Origin of the sequence: Bacillus sp. FSL K6-0993 (assembly GCF_037977205.1) — a bacterium.
In the GTDB taxonomy this organism is placed as follows: Bacteria; Bacillota; Bacilli; order Bacillales; family Bacillaceae; genus Bacillus; species Bacillus subtilis.
This window is the reverse complement of sequence record NZ_CP150275.1, coordinates 3,236,372-3,258,369: the sequence shown is the minus strand read 5'-3', so window position 1 is coordinate 3,258,369 and position 21,998 is coordinate 3,236,372. Positions and strand designations below refer to the sequence as shown.

The following is a 21,998-nucleotide window of genomic DNA, read 5'->3' as shown; positions in this document are numbered from 1 at the left end:
CTATTTGTTTGCGCCTTTCGTTCCGAAGTCTCTGACAATCACATTGACCCGGTAGTCTATTTCCGCATTGCTGAAATAATCATCATCCCATTTTCTTGAAATCTTTTTCCACTTTTGAGGATAATGAATTCTGACCTCGTTTCCCAGCCCGGTGACGTCCGCTTTGATCTCTTTCTGGAGTTTCCCTGTAATAAATGCTGTTACTGTATCGTGTACCCGTTTTTCAACTGTCTTTTCAATATTTTTGATATATGAATCCTTAAACGAATCTTCATTGGGATTCCAGTCTTCAGATAGACGCCCTTCAATATTGCGAGTGACAGTGAATTTGAACTTTCCGTCCTTATAGGCCGTCTTGATCTTCCGATTGCTCGAATATACTTCATAAGAAAAGAGATGGCCATCGCGCTTCAAGTCAATGACGCCTCCCTCGACAGTGCCTGAAAATAAGTTGATATTTTGAACCTCAATCGGGGTGAGATCCCGGTGCCATAATTTATTTTTTATAATAGTGGCTCCGTTTATTGCGAGCTTACCGTTTTCCTCACCGACATGAGGGATGAGGAATGAATCGTCAGAGGTTAAGTGTTCTGAAATCTCCCCCAATGTAACAGGCTCCATCATTCTGATCGTAACCTTATTATTCTCTGTCAGATCATAAATCACATTGGATGCGGGCTCGCCTTCATCATTCTTTTTAAATATATCCTTAGTTCGGCCGTCGGTGATAAAGACGTACGAACTCCTCCTTGTTCCGTTGTCTCTGACAAACTGGTTAATGATCGCATCCATTCCAATCTCATCCGCAATCACGCTCTTGGAAAGCAGAATGAGACGCAAATGCTGTGAAAACGTAGGGTTATGCTTTAATGCAGATGTTCTCATCATTTGATGGACAGTTTCACCCTTTGTGATAGAAAGCTGTGTCGGGTCAGAAGAAGTGCCCTCCTTGGAGCTGATTTTTTTCGGCACGAGAATTTGCTGTGTCAGCTCTAAATTGTCATCGTCAGGCTTGTCTAGCCCTACTCCGATCACTAAGCTTAATTCCTCGATATTCTCACTGTCCCAGCATCCGGACAGCAATAGGGTGCATATAAACATACATAAAATCCGGATTTTCATTTTGCTGTAATCCTCCTCTTGAGAGCTACAATGAAAAAGAGAATGAAGGGAAGCAGAAACAGGGAGACAAAAATATAGCCAAGATAATCGCTATACATCATGACTTGATTGGCGTCATCCGGCCAGAGAGAAAAATAAAAGACCGTTATGCCGATAATCACCATGCTTGTTTTAGTCGATAATCCGAATGTCTTCTTTAGCCCGTTAGCGGCAAAGTATCCGTAAATGACAAATGTGGTGAAAAACTGGATGATCCAGACCACCAGTAAAAACGATTCAAACCGTTCAATGAATATGCCTTTAAGCTCAAAGGACTGAAAGAGAGAAATAGTCGGCCAAATCAGCGTTTTCACCTCGGGAGCGGTCAAAGCTCCGACAACGATAATATACGTCAGGATATATAAGATAATCGGAATCAAAAATCCTAGAGACGCATATCTGAACGTGTATTTCTTTTTCTTCATATGTTCAGGGAGAAACAGCATCACTTCCATTCCTAAAAAAGAGATGGAAACGACAGTAAGGGAGTTTGCAATGGGGCCAAGGCCTTGGCCTAAAACAGGACGCAAATTATTGATATCAAAAATTTTAAAACTGATTCCGAATACAACCAGCAAAATAATAATGGTTACCGTTAAATAAAAGGGAAACAGCCGCGACACATCACTTAAACCTCCAATTATTAAATAAATACCGCAGCAAATAAACGTTAAAATAATGACTTGAATTGGGGTTCTCTCCAGCAGGAAAAACTTCACCATTTCAGCCATTGCCCGGGTCTCGAAGCTGGCTACGCCGAGGAAATAGCCGCAGATCAAAAGGCCAATGATGCTGCCGATCCATTTCCCAAGCCCTTCCTGCAAATACTCAAAGAGTGAAGGGTATTGATGTTTTTTCTGAATGAGCGTGTTTAAATAAATGAAGAAAATAAAAATGAAACCTTCTAATATCAGCGTGATCCAGCCGTCAGGCGTATTAGCCTTAGTGGTCAGCGCTCGCGGCAATGTTAAAAGTCCGGCCCCAAGCATTGTATTTGCAACAATAGAAATACCTTGAAAGGTATTAAGTTTCAGTGGAGTCTGTTTTTGGCTCATTTGGATTATTCGCCTCTTTTGGTTTGTTTTTAATGGGGAGACGGATAATGGAGTCACTCGTATTTTTCAGGCTGAAGAATCCATTCGGCGAAAAATACGGAGACCCAAAGCTCGTTTGTCTCGTTAAGTGCGTATAAACGACAAGCATAAATAAAATAATGCCGTACAGCCCTAAAATAGCGGCGGAAAACATCGAAATAAAACGCAGCACCCGGAAAGATAGACCCATTCCGTATTGAGGAACGGTAAAGGATGCCAGGGCAATGACACTGACGACAATGACCATAATCGAACTGACGAGATTCGCTTCTACAGCCGCCTGTCCGATGACTACGCCCCCGACGAGACCGATCGTCTGTCCGAGCGGATTGGGGAGACGCAGCCCGGCTTCCCTCAGCAGCTCGATGGTTACTTCCATCAGCAGGGCTTCAAATATCGGAGGGAACGGCACGTTTTCCCTGTTTGCCGAAATCGTGACGGCGAGCGCGGTTGGCAGCAGCCCTTGATGGAAGGAAACAAGTGCAATATAAATCGATGACAAAAACAAGGTGATAAAGATAGAAGCAAAGCGCAGCGACCGGATAAGAGATGCTGAAATCCAGCGTTCATAGTAGTCATCCGGGGACTGCATCAGGATGCCGAGAGAAACCGGCACCAGCAGCACAAATGGTGAACTGTCGACTAAAATTGCCACACGGCCGTTAAACAGGGCTGAAGATACTTTGTCAGGTCTTTCCGTATTTTGAATCTGCGGAAATGGTGAATATTTATTATCTTCAATGAGCTCCTCGAGCGTTCCGCTGTCCTGGATATCTTCCAGCTGGATATTTTTAAGCCGCGCCTTCACTTCTTTTATGACGGACTTTTTTGCTTTGCCTTCAATGTACATAATGGCTGCAGGCTTCAACTTGTTTTCGCCGATCATGATTTTTTTGGTGATCAATTTGGGATGAGAGGTTCTTTGTCTGATCAGAGCGAGATTTGTATCAATATCCTCTACAAACGCAACTTTTGGGCCGCGTACCACTTTTTCAGTTGTCGGCTCTGTCAGGCTTCTTGTTTTTTTCTTTCCTGTGGTCAGAATATAGGCTTTATCCAATCCGTTGATAAACACAGCACAATTGCCGTTGAGAATCGATTCAATCGTTTTTTTTGCGGTTTCAATAGGTCTTGCGTCAAGCTGGTCAAGGCGTTTTTTGACCTGGTCAAGCGTTAAGGTCTCCTCATCTTTAATCAAAGTTTTAATGGCTTCTGACACCTTATTCTCATCAGTCAGTTCACTGAAATAGAGATAGTAAAAAACCAGTCCGTTCGCAAGCATTTTTTTGTTTTTCACCAGATCATCGTTTTCTTTTAATTTTGGCAGCACCAATGCTAAATTATCGTGTATATATTCCTTAAACTCTGTTTGTTCCAATGAGGTCACCTCTTATCCAAAACCTTAGTAGAGGTTATCTTTTCCTGTTAAAAAAATGATATACTGTGTTAGAGTATTTCATGGAGTAAGTTTTTTTATGAAAGCGGAGGATACGAAGTGGCACAGGTAAGGCTAGCTGGAAAACAAGAAGAAATTGAACAGCTCATTAGATCATTTGAAAAGCATTATGATGTCTCTTATACATCAAAGGAGTACGGAAGGACGAATCCAAAATACAAATATTCAAAGGATTCCCGCGTATATCTTGAATTAAAATTAAAATCTGCCAAGATCGAAAAATAAAAAGGATTTTTTGTGTCATTGGCGAATTATGATCTATTGAAGCAACCGTTATGGAGGGATACATAAATGGAATACAGAATTGAACGAGACACCATGGGAGAAGTAAAAGTTCCTGCTGATAAATTTTGGGGCGCCCAAACACAGCGAAGCAAGGAGAACTTTAAGATCGGTTCTGAAAAAATGCCGATGCGTGTTGTGAAGGCGTTTGCAATCTTGAAACGAAGCACTGCTCTAGCTAATAAACGCCTCGGCAATCTGGATGCTGAAAAAGCAGAAGCGATTGCAGCGGTTTGTGATGATGTGCTCAAAGGCAAGTATGATGATAACTTCCCGCTTGTCGTATGGCAGACCGGAAGCGGCACACAAAGCAATATGAACATGAACGAAGTGGTAGCCAACCGTGCGACTGCTTTATTAAAAGAGAAGAACTCTGATCAAACGATTCATCCAAATGATGACGTGAACCGAAGCCAAAGCTCAAACGACACATTCCCGACTGCGATGCATGTTGCCGCTGTTTTGGCTGTTTACGAGCAGCTTGTGCCTGCGCTTGATCAGCTTCGCAATACACTGGATGAAAAAGCAAAAGCATACAATGATATTGTCAAAATCGGACGCACGCATCTTCAGGATGCTACGCCACTGACCCTCGGACAGGAAATCAGCGGATGGGTTCACATGCTGGACCGTTCGAAGGAAATGATTTTGGAAGCGACAGATAAAATGCGTGCGCTTGCAATTGGTGGAACGGCTGTCGGAACGGGTATCAACGCCCACCCAGAGTTTGGAGAGCTTGTCTCAGAAGAGATCACTAAGCTGACCGGCCAAACGTTCAGCAGTTCGCCGAATAAATTCCACGCGCTGACAAGCCATGACGAAATCACTTATGCGCATGGCGCATTAAAAGCGCTTGCGGCTGACTTGATGAAAATCGCGAACGATGTCAGATGGCTCGCCAGCGGACCTCGCTGCGGCATCGGGGAGATCGTCATTCCTGAAAATGAGCCGGGAAGCTCCATTATGCCTGGTAAAGTCAACCCGACACAAAGCGAAGCGTTAACAATGATCGCAGCGCAAATCATGGGTAACGATGCGACAATCGGCTTTGCGGCGAGTCAGGGGAACTTTGAACTGAACGTGTTTAAGCCTGTTATTATTTACAACTTCCTGCAATCTGTGCAGCTGCTCAGTGACGGCATGAATTCATTCCATGATAAATGTGCTGTCGGTATTGAGCCTAATAAAGAAACCATTCAGGAAAACCTGTCAAATTCATTAATGCTTGTTACGGCGCTGAACCCGCATATCGGTTATGAAAACGCGGCGAAAATCGCCAAGCTTGCCCATAAAGAGGGATTGACGCTCAAAGAAGCAGCTTTGAAGCTTGAATTGCTGACAGAGGAGCAATTTAACGAAATGGTTAAGCCGGAAGACATGGTAAAACCAAAGGCGTAATAGAAAGAAAAAACGGCTGCTTTTTAAGCAGCCGTTCTTCTAAATATGTTGCTTTTTTAATAAATATTTAAGCTGCTCCGCATCTTTGGCGAGAGCTTCAGACTCCGTCAGATTATGAATCATTCCTTTTATGATCGCCAGCTTCGGTGTTTTTTTCTTCATTTCTGCTTCAAGTATGTCCAAGCTCTCCGATAATTCAAGAGAGGAGTTTGTGTTTAAGCTGTTAATTTTGTCACGTAGGCTTTTCACAATCGATTCAGTCAGCGGGTCAGGCCGTCCGTGCGTAAGAGGCCCGAATAAAGAGCTCGCCTCTTCCAATGTGATGAAAGGCTTATCGTTTCGTTCAGACATGCCTTTTACCATATCATCAATTCGATTCATAATGATATCAGCTAATTGAGACGGCTTCACAGTGTACCCTAGCAAAATCATGCATTCCAGGTAAATCTGGCTGATGCCCTCTATTAAAAAACAAAGCTCTGCAGTGTACGGTTCCGCTTTTTTTCCATAGATGTTCAGCAGGCTGTCGATATGAAATTGAAGTGAGGACTGGCGGATTTTTTTTGCGCATTGCTCCACTTCTTCTGTGTAAGGCAGAGAACCCTCCTTCAACTGCATGCTGATAAAATCTTTGTGTTCAAGAATGTTTTCATAGAGGACGGTCAGCTGTTTACGGTAAGCCGTTCTGGGGCTGTCGCCCTTCGTTTTAATATTTAAAATTCGGGTAAACGTTTTATCATAATAGTAGTTCAGCATAGAGAGAAGAAGCGCTTCTTTCGAAGGAAAATAAATATAAAAAGCGCCTTTAGATATTTTGCATTCTTTTGCGATTTCCTGAACTGATGTTGAGTTGTATCCTTTTTGGGCAAATAGTTTTAAGGCTGTTTCAATAATCAGTTTTTCTTTTTCCTTCAATGGTTCCACCCTTTCGGAGCCCGGAGGCCTGCTAGGATATGACCATATAGTCACACCGTCTGTTATAAAATTAACCTTATTGTAACTTGTTTTTTTATCATGTATTATTTATATTATAAATTGAGATGACCGAATGGTCAAAGCTCAAGCGAAAGGGTGAATCTAGAATGAGAGAATTGGACGAAATGATCAGCCGCTTGCGAAACAGAGGAATCAAAGTGGAGAAAGTCAAATATCCGAAGCAGACCTTGTCAGAGAAAAAATGGGTTCATCAATGCAAACAGCCGCTCAAAACAAATTACAGAGATTTTAACGGCTATTCTTTCACATAAAAAAATAGACTGCAAAACATCTACAGTCTATTTTGGCACTGCTATGCGGTATGTTACACCCGTTTTGTCATTTTCAATTGAGATAGATGCCTTATGAAGAGTTAAAATTCGTTTTACGATGCTTAGACCAATGCCGAATTCGCCTTTCTTCCCTTTATTAAAAGGCTCATAGAGGCTGGAGAGCATCTCATCTTCAATATGCGGACCGTCATTTTTAATGGTGATCACGATATTTCGATCATCTTGTTTCATGCTGATTTCTATTTTTGTCTCAGCATAGCGGATTTGATTTTCCAGAATGTTTTCGAGGAGTTTGTTCCATTGCTCCGGATCGCCCGGCATCAAAATATCCTCTTCAACATCAATTTCCCACGATAGTTCTTTCCGCGCCCACTTCAATCGTTCGATGACTTCTTCTGTCACTTCCACAATACTGAACATGTCGTGCTGCACTTTTTGCTTCGCTAAATAATCCAGCTTCGTTAAATATAATAAATCCTTTATTTTTTTCTCCAGCTTAAGAGCTTCGCATTCAATAACATCTACAGTGTTTTCAAGGTCTCCTTTAGGAAAAATCCCGTCTTTAATTGATTGTGTATAGCCTCTGATGACCATGACCGGCGTTTTTAAATCATGAGAGATATTTTGCAATAGAGTTCTTTCTGTTTCATCCTTTTGCACAAGCTTTTGGCGCATCTCTTCGATCGTATGGCCCAATTTGCCGATTTCATCTTTCCGATCCACTTTTACTGGGTCATCCCAATCCTGTTCAGAAATCCGTTTGACGTGTTTTTCAAATGATACAAGAGGCCTTGATAAATACTTTGCAAGCCAAATAGCCGGAATCCAGCTTAATAAAATGACGACAGCTATAATAAACAGAAGCTGTTTGAACAAGGTATAGGCCAAATCGTCCCGATAAGAATCAAGCGCGTAAGAGAGCATCATCGCTGATTGCCCATTGACGGAAAGTCCCTTTTTAATGACAAAAAACACTTTCTCTCCATTAACGTCGGCACTGTAACGTTTCTTTTTAGCTTCCTGCTTATCAGCCAGCTTGTACACCTTGTGGATAAACGAAGATGACAGAATGCTTAAATCCTTGTCTGAAGAAGCCTCTTCATTTTCAGGAAGGAGCACGTGCTGTACGGAGCGGACAGTTGTCGGCGCCGTCGCTTCCTCACTGTAATAGCGTCTTTCAATCGAACCTGGCAGGCGGTACTCTGTCAGAACATGCTGCTCATTTTCGATCGTCGTATACGTTTCATTAGTGAAAAAATCTCGCAGCGTGTTTGAAAATAACACAAGCAGTAAAATCGATATCGCTAACAGGATGCCGGATATGACAACCCATATCTGAAACGCGAGCGGCTTGTTTTTCATGATGACATCATCCTGTAGCCGAAACCGTAAATCGTCTCCACCTTCAATTCAGGCATCTTTCTGCGCAGTCTCCGGACGAGATCATCAACGACCCGGTCTGTTCCGAAGTAGTCATGCCCCCACACTTTTAGGAGGATATCCTCACGAGAGTACGGATGCCCTTTATGATGGATAAATAATAGCAGCAGATCAAATTCCTTTGACGTCAAATTGATGATATTCCCGTTTTCGTCATAGACCTCGCGGGCGTCTTCAGCGACCCGATACGAGGAGACGGCAATTTCATTTTTTTGTACAGGAGGAGCTTCCTTATATACGAGCTGCAGCAGCTTTTGCACACGGATAATCAGCTCCCGCGGCAGAAACGGCTTTGAAATGTAGTCATTGCTGCCAAGCTCTAAGCCAAGCACTCTGTCAATATCCGCATCTCGGGCGGAAATAAAAATGACCGGCACGTCAGGATCTTTCGCCTTGATTTCTTTTATTAATGTATAGCCGTCGGTATCCGGCAGCATGATATCGAGAATCCATAGGTGGGGAGACGGTGTCATGTTCTTTCTGGCGTCTTCACCTTTCGTAAAAGATGTAATGTTCCAGCCCTCATTCTCTAAATACTTCGTCAGCAGTTCATTCAGGTTATCCTCATCTTCAACTAGATAAATGGTGTATGACAAGGCTCTTCACATCCTTTCAACGTCATTATAAACTAGTTTTAACATACGGCAGGCAATTTTCATAATTTCACATATTCTTTTCATTTTTATCCCACAATGTTTGTTTATGATATGTATAAGGGAAGAAAGGAAGAGAAAAAGAGCGAGGAAGATGTAGGATGATCAAACATATTCTATTTTGGTGCTTTGCTTTTCTCCTCATTATTGGGACAATTGAACTTGTACATGCGATGAATATGTAACGATAAATGAATAACCGTTAAAGGAGTGGAAGAACATGGATTATCGACGTGATGGCCAAAACGATCAACATCAAACTGAACCTTCACATACAGAACAGCAGAATACAGAAAACCAGAAACTGATAGGACATTCTGAACAAGAATTGCTTGACGCGCCTGTGTCGTATGAAGCGGGACGGCAGGAAACGGCTTCTGCTTTAGAAATGGAAAAGCAAGAAACGGCTGTGAAAAAAGAAAAGAAACGGAGAGCCGCATGGCTGAGCCCGATTTTAGGCGGTATTATCGGCGGGGGCCTCATGCTTGGCATCGCGCCTTATCTGCCGTCAGACCAAAATCAGGCGACCGAGACCGCTTCCGCAAATAAACAGGTGCAGTCTGATAATTTTACAACGGCGCCGATAACGAACGCATCAAACATCGCTGATATGGTAGAGGATTTAGAGCCTACGATTGTCGGAATCTCAAATATCCAAACCTCTCAAAATAACACATTCGGCACGGGAGGAGGCTCTAGCTCAGAAAGTGAAAGCGGAACCGGGTCAGGTGTTATTTTCAAAAAAGACAGCAATAAAGCGTATATCATTACAAACAACCATGTCGTTGAAGGCGCGAACAAGCTGACTGTTACGCTATACAACGGAGAAACGGAAACTGCCAAGCTTGTCGGCAGCGATACCATTACTGATTTGGCAGTTTTGGAAATCAGCAGCAAGAACGTCAAAAAAGTGGCGAGCTTTGGTGATTCTTCACAGCTGCGCACGGGCGAAAAGGTAATCGCTATCGGTAACCCGCTCGGACAGCAGTTTTCCGGTACGGTGACACAAGGCATCATTAGCGGATTGAACCGGACAATTGATGTGGATACAACACAAGGGACGGTGGAAATGAACGTGCTGCAAACTGATGCAGCGATCAACCCGGGGAACAGCGGAGGCCCATTAATCAATGCAAGCGGCCAGGTCATCGGCATCAACAGCTTGAAGGTGAGCGAAAGCGGCGTGGAATCACTTGGATTTGCGATCCCAAGCAATGATGTCGAGCCGATTGTTGACCAGCTGCTGCAAAACGGGAAGGTGGACCGTCCGTTTTTAGGCGTGCAGATGATTGACATGTCACAAGTTCCTGAAACTTATCAGGAAAATACGCTCGGCCTGTTTGGAGATCAATTGGGCAAAGGTGTTTATGTAAAAGAAGTTCAAGCAAATTCACCGGCAGAAAAAGCAGGTATTAAATCTGAGGATGTCATTGTCAAACTAAACGGTAAAGACGTGGAAAGCAGTGCGGATATCCGTCAGATCCTTTACAAAGACTTAAAAGTCGGAGATAAAACAACAATCCAAGTGCTGCGAAAGGGAAAAACGAAAACGTTGAACGCGGCACTGACCAAGCAGACAGAAAGCCGTTCAAGCTAAGAAAAAAACAAAAAGCTGAACCCAAATAGGGTTCAGCTTTTTTTATCCTAAGTAAGAGGAAAGCATCCACACTTGTTTTTCAACTTCTTCAATTAATCCGACAAACAAGTCCGCTGTCGCATTGTCTTGATTTTCTTCAGCCAGGCCGATCACGAATTTAGATTCGCTGCTGATTTGTTTGTAGTCGTTTACCAATGCTTGTACCATTTCTGAAGCTGATGTTTCGTTTCCGCCGTCTGTGATAGATGCATGCTCAGTGTATTCTTTCACTGTGGCAACAGGCTGTCCGCCAATCGCCAGCAGGCGCTCAGCGATGGTATCGACTGTTTCAGCCGCATGGTCATAAAGTTCTTCAAATTTCTCGTGCAATGTAAAGAAATGAGGCCCTTTCACATACCAATGGAAACGGTGGAGCTTAGAGTATAAAAGAAACCAGTTTGATAATTGTGTGTTCATTGAATTCTCAACTAATGTTTGATTTGTTTTTGCGTTTTCAGTTTTCATAAGATAACGTCCTCCTTGTGATCTGATGTTTTAATTATATCATATACTAAATAAAAATCAATACTAAATTATAATTATTATAATTTAGGTCATCTGAATAGCTTTTTCTTCAGGATAGACTCCCACGCAGACCAAGGAAAAAGCGATCGGAATAGCAGGGTGAGCCTGATGCCCTTTCCGATCGGGTATCGCAATTTCTTTATGTGCTGTTTTGTTGCCAATTGGTAAATGAGGTCGGCAACCTCTTGGGGATCTCCGCTTTCTTCTCCGTTTTTTTGAACGTAGGAAAGGATCTTTTTATAGTATTGATGATAGGCTGAATCGTCAGCAGGCACCGACATAAAATTTGATAATGACGTTGTCCAGATCGATGTCTTGTATGAGCCCGGCTCGATCAAAGCGGTTTCGATACCGAACGGAAGCAGCTCGATACGAAGGCTTTCAGAAAAACCTTCCAATGCATGCTTGGAAGAAACATATGGTGACAGCGCTGGGAATCCGGTCAGTCCGCTGATGCTGCTCACGTTTATAATCTTTGCGCCGCCATGCTTTCTTATGTAAGGCAGAACGGTTTTTGTCACATGGATCACACCGAAGACATTCGTTTCAAATTGTTGTCTGAAATGTTCCATCGGCACATCCTCGATAAATCCTCCATAAGCCGTTCCGGCATTGTTAACGAGTAAGTCGATCGGGGCGTAAGCACTAACGGCTTTTCCGAATGAGACTATAGATTGTTCATCGGTGACATCGAGAGCTGTAATGTGAATAGAATCAGACACATTGTGTGCTGCAGCCAATTCCCGAAGCTGTTCCGCTTTTTCAGGCTGTCTTGATGTGGCTATCACGAAAAATGATCGGGCAAGCTTTACAGCTGCCAGCAGACCGAAGCCGCTGGACGCTCCCGTTACGATTGCTATTTTTTTATTCATCCTAACCCTCCTATTAAACTGCTACAGCTATTGTACAATCCTGAACAGGAAATGACGTCTGTAAAAGAAATTTTTATACAACAATTCAGAATTGTTCTATAATAGAACGAAAGAAGGAAAGGGGTTTTGTGATATGGCGCTGCAAGGGGTAGGCCAAAGATGGGATCTTGATTCATTTTTTAAGGGCGGGAGCCAATCAGAAGAATTCAAAGGATATATTGAGAAGCTGTCACAAAGTCTGAGTGCATTTCAAGACAGGACTGATGCGTTTCAGGTGCCTGAATCGCCTGAAGAGGCTGAAGGGCTGACCGCGTTGCTTGATTTATTCGAACAGACATCCGTCAAGCTTCAGCAGGCCGGCGCTTTTGTTGCTTGCCTCCAGGCCCAGAATATCAATGATCAAAAGGCTATAGAGCATCAGGCACTCATGAACCGGCTTTCCGCAGATTTTCAATCGTCGCTCGTTACATTAGATCATAAACTTGTGGACATTAATCAAGACGTGTGGAATGAATTGTTAACAAAACCGGGATTGCGCGATGTATCTTACATATTAAATGAAAGAAGACAGAGGGTTGCCGAAAAGCTTAGCCCCGGTAAAGAAAAACTGATCGGAAACCTTGCGGTGGACGGATATCACGCTTGGAGTGACTTATACAATATGGTTGTCGGGAAAATGACGATCCCGTATGAGGAAAACGGTGAAAACAAGCAATTGTCTGTCGGTCAGGCGGAGAATATGATGGACCATCAAGACCGTGCTGTCAGAAAAACAGTATATGAACGTTTCCGCCAAGCTTGGGAGAGCAAGCAGGATCTTTTCAGCAGCACGCTGAATCATTTGGCGGGATTCCGGCTTGAAACCTATAAAGCGCGCGGCTGGGAGAATGTCCTGAAGGAACCGCTGCAAATTAACAGGATGAAAAAAGAAACACTTGATACGATGTGGCAGGTCATCACTGAAAACAAGAAGCCGTTCGTTCAGTTTTTGAACCGGAAAGCATCCATGCTCGGCCTTGAAAAACTCAGTTGGTACGATGTCGAGGCACCGATCGGTTCTGACGGAAAGGTCTATTCATATGATGAAGCCGCAAATATCATTACCAGCCAGTTTTCAACGTTTGGCAAAAAGCTGTCCTCATTCACTGAAAAAGCGTTTCGGGACGGCTGGATTGAGGCGGAAGACAGGAGTGGAAAAAGAGTCGGCGGCTTTTGCACGAGCTTTCCAGACAGTGGGGAATCCCGGATTTTTATGACATTTTCGGGCAGCGCCTCAAATGTCTCTACTCTTGCGCATGAACTCGGGCACGCGTTCCATCAGGAAGCAATGCTCGACGTCAGGCCGTTAAACCGTTCCTACGCCATGAACGTTGCAGAAACAGCTTCAACGTTTGCAGAGATGATAGTGGCGGACGCGACTGTCCAGCAAGCCGAGACCAGGGAAGAAAAGATTGTTCTTCTGGAGGATAAAGTGCAAAGAAGTGTTGCGTTCTTCATGAACATTCACGCAAGATTTCTATTCGAAACGAGATTCTACGAGGAACGAAAGCGGGGAGTGGTACCGGCCAGCCGCTTGAATGAGCTGATGGAAGAGGCGCAAAGAGAGGCATACTGCAATGCGTTAGAAGAATATCATCCGCTTTTTTGGGCATCAAAACTTCACTTTCACATCACGAGGGTGCCGTTTTACAATTTCCCTTATACATTCGGCTACCTGTTTTCTCTTGGCATTTACGCGCTGGCGCTTGAAGAAAAAAACGCATTCGAAGAGAAGTATATGGCGCTATTGCGAGATACGGCTTCTATGACAGTGGAGGATTTGGCCATGAAGCATTTGGGGGCTGACATCACGAAGCGCGATTTCTGGGAGAATGCCATCAAGCTGGCTGTGCGTGACGCCGAAACCTTTTTGCAAATGACCGAATCTTAAAGAAAAGCCGTGGCGTTATATGCCCCGGCTTTTTCAATTCTTCTCTGAATGAGGATTTCATTCTCTGGATATACCTAAAATAAATGGAATCCTACAGGGGGGAAACATATGCATTTGGTCAGAGCAGCCGGGGCTGTATGTCTCGCAGTGGTTCTGATTGCGGGCTGCCGTCTCAATGAAGACCAGCAGCAGGCAGAAGGAGAAAATACAGCCGTCACCCAGCTGAAATCCGTTCCCTACAGCAATTTTTCGCTTCGTGTGAGCTACGGGGATGGTGAGCATAACCGTTATGAAGGAATCTATACAAAGAACGGGACTCAGGAAAAAGCGGAAATACAGGATAAGCTCTCTGGTGTCAATCAGGAGGGAGAAGAAGCATTGGATGAGATGAAAATGATTTTGAGCGAGCTTTCCGTGACAGACCAAATGGCTGAAACAGAAGTGATACAAAGTGTGCTGGCAGCATTTAATCTGGACAGTCATTATGATCATATCGATTTAAAATTGAAGCTGAAGGACGGCTCCATCAGAGAAATCAAGAAGTAATCTTGTGATAAAAAACCCATAAACGTCAATTATGTCCATAAAACTAATTGAAAATGATTTTCAAAGTCAGTGTTTTCTGCTACAATGAGGGATATATGACCATATCAAATGGCTGAATATCGGAATCACTTGCATTGATGACAATTGACTTAAAAGCATGTATATAGAAAACGTGCAATACATAGTGCTGCTAAAAAGCCAGCAAAAAGGAGCGGTTATGGGTATGAGTGCAATTTCTACAGAAACGCTGAGCTTAGGATACGGGGATGCCGTTATTATTGATGAGTTGAATTTAACAATTCCCAAAGGTGAAATTACCGTATTTATTGGCAGCAATGGCTGCGGAAAATCGACACTTTTACGTTCATTAGCGCGCCTGATGAAGCCGAGAGGCGGTTCAGTGCTGCTGGAAGGAAGAGCGATTGCCAAGCTTCCGACGAAGGAAGTCGCAAAAGAGCTCGCAATCCTGCCCCAAGGGCCTTCGGCTCCAGAGGGGCTGACGGTGCATCAGCTGGTGAAGCAAGGAAGATATCCTTACCAAAACTGGCTGAAGCAGTGGTCAAAAGAGGATGAGGAAGCAGTTGAAAGAGCGCTTAAAGCAACAAAGCTTGAGGACATGGCTGATCGTGCCGTTGATTCTTTGTCAGGCGGACAGCGCCAGCGGGCTTGGATTGCGATGACGCTTGCCCAGGAAACGGATATCATCCTTCTTGACGAGCCGACGACGTATTTAGACATGACGCATCAAATTGAAATTCTTGATTTGCTGTTTGAGCTGAATGAAAAGGAAGACCGGACGATTGTTATGGTTCTCCATGACTTAAACTTGGCGTGCCGCTATGCGCATCATCTTGTGGCCATAAAAGATAAACGGATTTATGCAGAAGGCCGTCCGGAAGAGGTCATCACTTGTGATCTTGTGCAAAATGTGTTTTCTATGAACTGTCAGGTTACACAGGACCCGCTCTTCGGAACGCCTCTTTGCATTCCTCATGGCAGGGGCAGATGCATTGTCCAGGAAGCGGCTTTCACATCACATGGATAAATAACGCTGCGAAGGAGCTTTCAATTGAGAAAGCTCCTTGCTGTTTTTTCGAAAGGAAGATGGAAAATGGAACAAAAACTTCAGGAGCAGCTGGATGGATTGCTGGAGAAGTATACTGAGCTTCTGCTTGGTGAAACAAACGATGAGCTAAAAGAAGAAGTGAAGCAATGGATTTTGTACACCCATATAGCCAAAAGCATGCCTCCGCTCGCTAAGCATTGGAATGCGACATACCCTGATGCAAAGCAGGGCATTAAAGAGATCATTCAGCATATTAAGGAATTAAATGAAGCGCATCGAAACAAACAATAGCCAAAAAGCAGTCTGTTCATTATAGCAGACTGCTTTTTTGTGATTCAGCCGTTTTATCTGGCGTAAAGGAATCCATAAAGGTTCTCAGCGCGCTGCTGATAAACGAATCTTTTCGAACAATAAATTCTGTTTTCATCTGGCTGAGAGCTTCAGGCAGCGGGTACAATCGAATTGATCCTTCTGCTTCATGTTTCTGCACAACCGTTCTTGGCAGCAACGAGATGCCAAGACCTGCTGTAACCCCGCCGATAATTGCTTCAAGCGTCCCAAATTCCATAATGACCGGCTGTGTGACACCGACGGAACGCAGCCATTTTTCAAGTGTTTCTCGATACGAGCAGCCTGTGCTGTATACGAGAATCGGCTTTGTGATGGCTTCCTCAACATCGGGCACGGAGGCAGCCGAAACAACTACTGGTTCTTCCTCAAATGCAGGATAGGATTCGAGCTCAGGATGATGGCATTCGCATCCGATAAACGCGCCGTCCAATTCATAACGAAGAACTTTATCAAGGAGAAATTGCGTATGTCCTGTTGTTAAAGACAACTGGACGTTTGGATGTTCTTCATAATAAGATGCCAGTAGCTTTGGTAGCCTTACCGCGGCTGTTGTCTGAGTGGAGCCGATCATAAGCGGCCCGCTTGGTTCTGCGGAGGATGAGAGCGCTTTAGACGCTTCATCAAGAAGGCCAATAATTTTATTTGCGTAGTCCAGCAGCAATTTTCCGCTTGCAGAAAGTGTCATGCCCCGATTATGACGCAAAAACAGTGTGGTACCCAGCTCAGCTTCCAATTGCTGAATTCTGGCCGTGACATTCGATTGCACATAGCCAAGCTGCAGGGCTGCTTTCGTAATGGTCCCTTCAAGGGCTACCATTTGAAACACACGTAAATCTCCGCTTTCCATTTTGAACTCCCCCGTTCGTTTGCTATCAATCTGAGTGATATCTAGTATCTTTAACAATCATTATACGTAACATCAAAGCTGGATTACAATGGAATCAGAAATATACTTTAGTCAACAGCAAGGAGTGGCGGCAATGAATGTCTTGAACAAAATAGCTCTCGTAACGGGGGGTGGCACAGGAATCGGAAAAGCAGCCAGTATGGAATTGGCAAAGCGCGGGGCGATTGTGGCGGTGAATTATTCACGCTCGCAATCAGAAGCGGAGGAAACAGTGGAAATGATTCAAAAAGCTGGCGGGCAAGCCTTCGCCATCCAAGCAGATGTATCCAAAAACAGCGGCGTGCAGGAAATGATTCAAGCAATCGTGAACACACACGGCACGGTTGATATTTTAGTCAACAATGCCAGCATTACATGGCATATTCCAATGGATGATCTTGAGGCTGCGACAGAAGACATATGGGATGAGCTGTATGCCGTCAATGTGAAAGGGATGTTTTTCTGCGCGCGGTCAGTGGTTCCGTTCATGAAGAAAAGCAAGGCCGGGGCGATTGTAAACGTCGGCAGCATCGCAGGGGTAACTGGTGCCGGCTCATCTATGCCTTACGCAGTATCAAAATCAGCGGTGCACGGTTTAACGAAATCATTGGCCCACGCCTTAGCGCCTGAAATCAGAGTAAGCGGTGTAGCACCAGGAGCTGTGGCAACGAGATGGTGGGCCGGCCGGGAAGAAAAAATGAAAAGCATGATTGGCTCTTTGCCGCTGCAGTGTATTGCTGAACCAGATGATGTTGCCAAATTGATTTGTTCACTAATTGAACAGGAATCACTCACAGGCCAAATTATCACAATTGACAGCGGACAGACGCTGTAAAGAAAGGGATGCAGGGAGATGCCATTTGTACAGATTCATTTACGGTCGGGAAGAAGCGAAGCGTGGCTTCAAAAACTGAGCAGGACTATCCACCAATCGATGATTGAAGAAATCAATGTGCCGGAAGATGACTATTTCCAAGTCATCAGACAATATGAAAAAAGCGAATTTTTTTATGATCCATTTTATCTCCAAGTCGAGCGTACTGATGAACTGATATACATTCATTTTACACTGAAACAGTCAAGAACAACTGAACAGAAAAAAGCACTTTACCGCTCAATCGCGAGTCGGATTCATTCCGAGCTTGGTGTCAGAAAAGAAGATGTGTTTATCATGCTGGCCGGAAATCAGGCTGAGGATTGGTCTTTCGGAAATGGAAGAGCCCAGATGATTGAATAAAAACCCCCGCGGATTGATACCCGCGGGGTGCTCTATTAATGGGAAGGTGATTCAACGGCTTTTGCCGCTTTCTCTTTTTCTTGTTGGTCTTCCGTTTTCTTATTTGATAGCTTGATAGGTTTTAAGAACAAGGTGAATACGGCTCCGACTGCGATAAAGATCAGGCCCGTATAAAACACGCTGTGGAGCGAATCCATCAACGATGTTTTTAAAATCGGCACAATATGGGATGAGAAAGCCGCAGGGATTTGTTTGACTGCGTCCGGACTGAACAGTGATTGCAGCAGTCCTTGCGGATTTGTATCAATCATACCCTTTAGCTGGGCGGCAAACGAGCTTGCCTGTGCCGGAAGAGAGTCTAAATATGGCACCAATTTATCTGTTAATAGATTTCCTGATCTCGCATTCATTACGGCTCCCAGCATGGTAATGCCGAATGTTCCGCCGATAGAACGGAAGAATTGGCTGGATGAAGTGACAACTCCAAGCTCCTCCTTCGAAAAGCTTTCCTGTAAAGCCAATGTCAGAATCGGCATAACAAGACCCATTCCCAGACCAATAATCGCCATAAAAGATGTAGCGACAAGCTTGCTTGTATCGAGATCCAATGTCGTTAACAGCAGGAATCCGCCGGCCATAACCAGCATGCCTGTAATGATTTGCGGTTTAATCCCAATTTTATAAACAAGCTGTCCGCCGATGATACTTGTGATAATCATAGAAATCATCATCGGTGTCATAATTGTACCCGATTCAGACGCACTTACACCGACAATTCCCTGCATAAAGAAAGGAACGAACGTAATGGCGCCAAACATACCGATACTCATAAAGAAGCCGATCAAGTTTAGAAATGTAAATGTTCTGTTTTTAAATAAATACATTGGCAGGATTGGCTCTTTTGCTTTTGATTCTACGATGATAAAGCTGACAATGCCGATCAGTGCGAGAGCGAACAACCCAAGAATCTGCCATGAATCCCATGCATAATCTTTTCCGCCAAAGCTTAAGGCGAGCAGGAGGCTGACCACACCGACAATCATTGTGAAAATACCAGCGATGTCGAAGTTGATCGGACCAGTCTGCTGGCGTCCCTGTAATCCTCTGGCAATAAAAATAACCGCAATAATTCCGACTGGCAGGTTAATATAGAAAACCCATTTCCAGTTTAACGAGTCTACAATCCAGCCGCCGATTTGCGGCCCAATCACTGAAGCCAGCCCGTAAATTGCGCCAAAGACACCTTGGAATTTAGCACGCTGTTTTCCTGTGAACAAGTCACCGATGACAATCATCGCCATCGGCATCATGATGCCTCCGCCGATTCCCTGCAGTCCACGGAAGATTATCAATTCTGTCATGTTGTTGGCCATTCCGCACAAAGCAGAAGCGGCCATGAAAATAATTAAACCTGATACATAGACAATGCGGCGTCCCAATAAATCAGCCAGTTTACCGGCAATTGGAACAATGGTTGTTGATGTTAACAAATATGCAGTTGTCAGCCAGGTCATCATGCTTAAACCGCCCAGATCACCGACAATTTTCGGCATGGCCGTTCCGACAATGGTACCGTCAAGGGCTGAAAAAAACATGGCAATAATTAAGCCTGTTATTAATAACGTTCGTTTTGATTGTTTGCCTTCTTTACTCATTTTCATCCATTTCCTCTTTTCATGTTTTGCTTTTCATCCGTTTCTGCTGCTTGTGCGAGCTTTGCTGTAATATGCGCCGCCTGCAGCATCTCCTCCTCCGTCAAAAAGGAAAGATAGCGCGCCATAATGGCATTTCTGCCTGCCAAAATCTCCTCGAACTTTCTGTCTCCTTCGTCAGTAAGACTGAGATCAATCACTCGCCTGTCTTTTGTGTTGTGTGTTCTGGCGATAAGATTTTTTTGTTCAAGGCGATCTGCCATCAGCGTCACCGCGCTTGGCTTCACCTCCATACGCTCGGCAATTTCAGAAATTTTGAGGCTGCCGTGTTTCTTTAGGCTGGCCAGCACAAACAGCTGCGCTGGGGTGACACCTTGTTTCTCCATGCTTTCCAGCATTTCAGGCTGTATCTTTTGAAAGAGCGCCTGAAGCGATAATTGGATATCGGACATTAACTGATCCGCACTCTTCATATTCAATTCCCCTCTGTTACATACACTGTATATATATTTTGATGACAAAATAGTTAATGCTTATTAAATATAAATAAGCGTAAATGAAAAGTCAACTGGTTTTACACAAAAAAAAAGGATAGATGCCCGAAAGAACATCGTATCCTTTTACTGATATTGTTATTGCTGATAAGGAGACTGCTGCTGAATGGTCTGCTGGAATTTTTGATAGGACTGCTGCAGCTTTTGTGCATCCTCCGCTTCAACAGAATACCATCCATATTGGAACATGAGGTCATACAGTTTTCTTTGCGCTTTTTGTGACTCATCAAAAATGGATTGAATATCCTGATAAAGAGACTCGTGGCTGAATTCGTGCAAGGCAGTGCAATAAGCTGTTGTCATGTATTTTTCGGTTGTCAGCAGTTCGTTGACGAAATCTCTGTCATTCATTTCCGATGTTGTCGGTACAGGTGTCTGCGGGTTGCTGATTTTTTGATTTTGCTGATTCATTCTGGCGCCTCCTTATTGGATGTAGCCGGACTGCTGCTGGCCTGGCTGCAGGTGCTTTAATATTCTTTGATAGTGATCATGATGCATGTGTCCGACGCGGTCGAGTTCTTGCTTTAACGTTTGATCCTGGCACTGCTGCGCCATGAAATGCGCTTTTTTCATCGCGAGCAAATTCCAGTTCAGCATGTCATTGAGATACAAATGATCCTTTGTCGAAATAACGGAAGGCGGCATTTGAGATTGCTGCTGATTATCCATTGTGATCCTCCTTTGGTTTCTGTTCATTTTATAGTTTCCTTCAGACTGGGAGTTATATACAGGTGTTTTGAAGATGACGGCGGGAGGGAGTCGGATGTTGAGACATGTGTTTTTATTCTTATCTCAAAATAAAACACTTACCAAGTTCGCAAAAGCATACGGAACGCGGCTTGGAGCACGAAGGTTTGTCGCAGGGGATACGATTGAATCGGCGGTTAAGACCGTCAAAAGGCTAAACAGATCCGGTTTGTGTGCAACAATTGATTATTTAGGCGAGTATGCAGCTTCGGAAAAAGAAGCGAACCAAGTCGCAGAGGAATGCAAGAAAGCCATTCAAGCCATTGCCGAACATCAATTGGATTCAGAGCTTTCACTTAAGCTGACCTCAATCGGGCTCGATCTTTCAGAAGAACTTGCTCTTACTCATTTGCGCGCCATTCTTTCCGTTGCGAAGCAATATGATGTTGCTGTGACCATTGATATGGAAGACTATTCGCATTATGAACAGACACTTTTTATTTACAGGCAATGCAAACAGGAATTTGAGAAGCTCGGCACGGTCATTCAGGCGTATCTGTACCGGGCGGCAGAAGATATCAGAAAGATGCGGGACTTAAAGCCGAATCTCAGACTTGTAAAAGGCGCTTATAAAGAATCTGCGGCTGTAGCGTTTCCTGACAAAAGAGGAACGGACCTTCATTTTCAGAGCTTAATAAAGCTGCAGTTGTTAAGCGGGAACTACACGGCAGTCGCCACACATGACGATGACATCATTGTATTTACGAAACAGCTCGTCGCCGAACATCAAATCCCCGCGTCGCAATTTGAGTTTCAAATGCTATACGGCATCAGGCCGGAGCGTCAGAAGGAACTCGCCAAGGAAGGCTACAGAATGCGTGTGTATGTCCCATATGGAACGGACTGGTTCAGCTACTTTATGAGAAGAATTGCCGAACGGCCTGCCAATGCAGCGTTTGTGTTAAAAGGAATTTTGAAAAAGTGAAAGCAGCCGCGGGAAGCAGCTGCATTATGATTGTTCCATGTTATGTTTTTTATACTGCTGATTTTGACTTGTCCGTTTTCCGCCGCCGTAATGCTGAGTCGGACCGGCATCTCCTTTTACGCTCGCCGCGCTGACTGCCGCTGAAGACGGATTTTTTTTCTCTCGTACCATTCCCTTCACCTCCGGGCTTAAGTTGCCCGACTTTTATAGGCTTCATACAAAAAAATAACAAATTAGCTATTGAAGTCGAACCGGAAATCTTTTAAGATGAAAGAAGAAACGGGTTTCATTTTTTTTGGTCAAAAAATGAATGACTATT

Annotated in this window: 25 protein-coding genes; 11 read left to right on the top strand and 14 right to left on the bottom strand. The window is 44.0% G+C overall.

Going from position 1 to position 21,998, the window contains the following annotated elements; genetic code table 11:
• From gerAC to gerAA, 3 genes are read right to left on the bottom strand one after another with little or no spacing between them, the layout of a single operon-like run.
• Positions 1-1,122, bottom strand: a complete 1,122-nt coding sequence (gene gerAC / locus MHH79_RS17000) for a spore germination receptor protein GerAC (protein WP_015384607.1) — start codon at positions 1,120-1,122, stop codon at positions 1-3.
• The gene (gene gerAB / locus MHH79_RS16995) at positions 1,119-2,216 is read right to left on the bottom strand and encodes a spore germination receptor protein GerAB (RefSeq protein WP_047183155.1); all 1,098 of its coding nucleotides are present in this window, start codon (positions 2,214-2,216) and stop codon (positions 1,119-1,121) included. The genes gerAC and gerAB overlap by 4 nt, the downstream gene beginning before the upstream one ends.
• Complete coding sequence (gerAA, locus tag MHH79_RS16990) at positions 2,185-3,633, bottom strand: spore germination receptor protein GerAA (protein WP_015483677.1); 1,449 nt, start codon at positions 3,631-3,633, stop codon at positions 2,185-2,187. Before gerAA ends, gerAB begins: the two co-directional genes overlap by 32 nt.
• A gap of 117 nt (positions 3,634-3,750) precedes the next feature.
• Here gerAA and MHH79_RS16985 point away from each other — a divergent pair, with 117 nt between their 5' ends.
• Positions 3,751-3,936, top strand: coding sequence for a YvzF family protein (locus MHH79_RS16985; RefSeq protein ID WP_003221676.1), 186 nt, complete (start codon positions 3,751-3,753; stop codon positions 3,934-3,936).
• Between the two features lie 66 nt (positions 3,937-4,002).
• On the top strand, positions 4,003-5,391 hold the full coding sequence (gene fumC / locus MHH79_RS16980; RefSeq protein ID WP_003228523.1) for a class II fumarate hydratase: 1,389 nt from the start codon (positions 4,003-4,005) through the stop codon (positions 5,389-5,391).
• A 39-nt stretch (positions 5,392-5,430) separates the two neighbouring features.
• On the opposite strand, the gene MHH79_RS16975 is transcribed toward fumC, so the two are convergent.
• Positions 5,431-6,306, bottom strand: coding sequence for a TetR/AcrR family transcriptional regulator (locus MHH79_RS16975; protein ID WP_340034747.1), 876 nt, complete (start codon positions 6,304-6,306; stop codon positions 5,431-5,433).
• Between the two features lie 167 nt (positions 6,307-6,473).
• On the opposite strand from MHH79_RS16975, the gene spxO reads away from it, so the two are divergent.
• Positions 6,474-6,638: an anti-adapter protein SpxO gene (gene spxO, locus MHH79_RS16970; RefSeq protein WP_003221681.1), complete on the top strand. Its 165-nt coding sequence runs from the start codon at positions 6,474-6,476 to the stop codon at positions 6,636-6,638.
• Between the two features lie 27 nt (positions 6,639-6,665).
• Here the strand turns inward: spxO and cssS are convergent, their stop codons facing one another.
• Both cssS and cssR read right to left on the bottom strand, forming a co-directional pair.
• Positions 6,666-8,021, bottom strand: a complete 1,356-nt coding sequence (gene cssS / locus MHH79_RS16965) for a secretion stress-responsive two-component system sensor histidine kinase CssS (RefSeq protein ID WP_003228527.1) — start codon at positions 8,019-8,021, stop codon at positions 6,666-6,668.
• The gene (gene cssR, locus MHH79_RS16960) at positions 8,018-8,695 is read right to left on the bottom strand and encodes a secretion stress-responsive two-component system response regulator CssR (RefSeq protein WP_015384604.1); all 678 of its coding nucleotides are present in this window, start codon (positions 8,693-8,695) and stop codon (positions 8,018-8,020) included. Before cssR ends, cssS begins: the two co-directional genes overlap by 4 nt.
• 277 nt (positions 8,696-8,972) lie before the next feature.
• Here cssR and htrB point away from each other — a divergent pair, with 277 nt between their 5' ends.
• The gene (gene htrB / locus MHH79_RS16955; RefSeq protein WP_063334637.1) at positions 8,973-10,349 is read left to right on the top strand and encodes a serine protease Do-like protein HtrB; all 1,377 of its coding nucleotides are present in this window, start codon (positions 8,973-8,975) and stop codon (positions 10,347-10,349) included.
• Between the two features lie 42 nt (positions 10,350-10,391).
• Here the strand turns inward: htrB and mrgA are convergent, their stop codons facing one another.
• Together mrgA and MHH79_RS16945 are read right to left on the bottom strand one after the other, a co-directional pair.
• Positions 10,392-10,853 carry a metalloregulation DNA-binding stress protein MgrA gene (mrgA, locus tag MHH79_RS16950; RefSeq protein WP_014477938.1) on the bottom strand — a complete coding sequence of 154 codons (462 nt, stop codon included), beginning with the start codon at positions 10,851-10,853 and terminating at the stop codon, positions 10,392-10,394.
• A gap of 89 nt (positions 10,854-10,942) precedes the next feature.
• Entirely contained in the window at positions 10,943-11,785 is an 843-nt protein-coding gene (locus MHH79_RS16945; RefSeq protein WP_015384602.1) for an oxidoreductase, read from the bottom strand.
• Positions 11,786-11,918: 133 nt separating this feature from the next.
• On the opposite strand from MHH79_RS16945, the gene MHH79_RS16940 reads away from it, so the two are divergent.
• The 4 genes from MHH79_RS16940 (at position 11,919) to MHH79_RS16925 (ending at position 15,618) form a co-directional block, all read left to right on the top strand.
• Positions 11,919-13,715, top strand: coding sequence for a M3 family oligoendopeptidase (locus tag MHH79_RS16940; protein WP_309530098.1), 1,797 nt, complete (start codon positions 11,919-11,921; stop codon positions 13,713-13,715).
• A gap of 108 nt (positions 13,716-13,823) precedes the next feature.
• Positions 13,824-14,261 carry a YusW family protein gene (locus MHH79_RS16935; RefSeq protein ID WP_015384600.1) on the top strand — a complete coding sequence of 146 codons (438 nt, stop codon included), beginning with the start codon at positions 13,824-13,826 and terminating at the stop codon, positions 14,259-14,261.
• A 217-nt stretch (positions 14,262-14,478) separates the two neighbouring features.
• Complete coding sequence (locus tag MHH79_RS16930) at positions 14,479-15,306, top strand: ABC transporter ATP-binding protein (protein ID WP_010886609.1); 828 nt, start codon at positions 14,479-14,481, stop codon at positions 15,304-15,306.
• A gap of 24 nt (positions 15,307-15,330) precedes the next feature.
• Positions 15,331-15,618 carry a YusU family protein gene (locus MHH79_RS16925; RefSeq protein ID WP_003228549.1) on the top strand — a complete coding sequence of 96 codons (288 nt, stop codon included), beginning with the start codon at positions 15,331-15,333 and terminating at the stop codon, positions 15,616-15,618.
• Positions 15,619-15,637: 19 nt separating this feature from the next.
• Here the strand turns inward: MHH79_RS16925 and MHH79_RS16920 are convergent, their stop codons facing one another.
• Positions 15,638-16,525 carry a LysR family transcriptional regulator gene (locus tag MHH79_RS16920; protein ID WP_047183152.1) on the bottom strand — a complete coding sequence of 296 codons (888 nt, stop codon included), beginning with the start codon at positions 16,523-16,525 and terminating at the stop codon, positions 15,638-15,640.
• A 133-nt stretch (positions 16,526-16,658) separates the two neighbouring features.
• On the opposite strand from MHH79_RS16920, the gene MHH79_RS16915 reads away from it, so the two are divergent.
• Positions 16,659-17,399, top strand: a complete 741-nt coding sequence (locus MHH79_RS16915; protein ID WP_309530100.1) for an SDR family NAD(P)-dependent oxidoreductase — start codon at positions 16,659-16,661, stop codon at positions 17,397-17,399.
• 18 nt (positions 17,400-17,417) lie between these two features.
• Positions 17,418-17,801, top strand: coding sequence for a tautomerase family protein (locus MHH79_RS16910; RefSeq protein ID WP_015483672.1), 384 nt, complete (start codon positions 17,418-17,420; stop codon positions 17,799-17,801).
• Positions 17,802-17,836: 35 nt separating this feature from the next.
• Here MHH79_RS16910 and mdtP read toward each other — a convergent pair whose 3' ends face one another.
• The 4 genes from mdtP to MHH79_RS16890 form a co-directional block, all read right to left on the bottom strand.
• Complete coding sequence (mdtP, locus tag MHH79_RS16905; RefSeq protein ID WP_015384597.1) at positions 17,837-19,462, bottom strand: multidrug efflux MFS transporter MdtP; 1,626 nt, start codon at positions 19,460-19,462, stop codon at positions 17,837-17,839.
• A complete protein-coding gene (mdtR, locus tag MHH79_RS16900; RefSeq protein WP_340034745.1) occupies positions 19,459-19,926 on the bottom strand; it encodes a MarR family transcriptional regulator MdtR in 468 nt (155 codons plus the stop codon). Before mdtR ends, mdtP begins: the two co-directional genes overlap by 4 nt.
• A 159-nt stretch (positions 19,927-20,085) precedes the next feature.
• Complete coding sequence (locus MHH79_RS16895; RefSeq protein WP_003222766.1) at positions 20,086-20,418, bottom strand: spore coat protein; 333 nt, start codon at positions 20,416-20,418, stop codon at positions 20,086-20,088.
• 12 nt (positions 20,419-20,430) lie between these two features.
• Positions 20,431-20,676 (bottom strand): hypothetical protein, encoded by a 246-nt coding sequence (locus MHH79_RS16890; protein ID WP_003228567.1) that lies wholly within the window; start codon positions 20,674-20,676, stop codon positions 20,431-20,433.
• 94 nt (positions 20,677-20,770) lie between these two features.
• On the opposite strand from MHH79_RS16890, the gene MHH79_RS16885 reads away from it, so the two are divergent.
• A complete protein-coding gene (locus MHH79_RS16885) occupies positions 20,771-21,679 on the top strand; it encodes a proline dehydrogenase (protein ID WP_047183150.1) in 909 nt (302 codons plus the stop codon).
• A gap of 24 nt (positions 21,680-21,703) precedes the next feature.
• Here MHH79_RS16885 and MHH79_RS16880 read toward each other — a convergent pair whose 3' ends face one another.
• Positions 21,704-21,850 carry a YuzL family protein gene (locus MHH79_RS16880; RefSeq protein ID WP_003240817.1) on the bottom strand — a complete coding sequence of 49 codons (147 nt, stop codon included), beginning with the start codon at positions 21,848-21,850 and terminating at the stop codon, positions 21,704-21,706.
• Between the last annotated feature and the right edge of the window lie 148 nt (positions 21,851-21,998).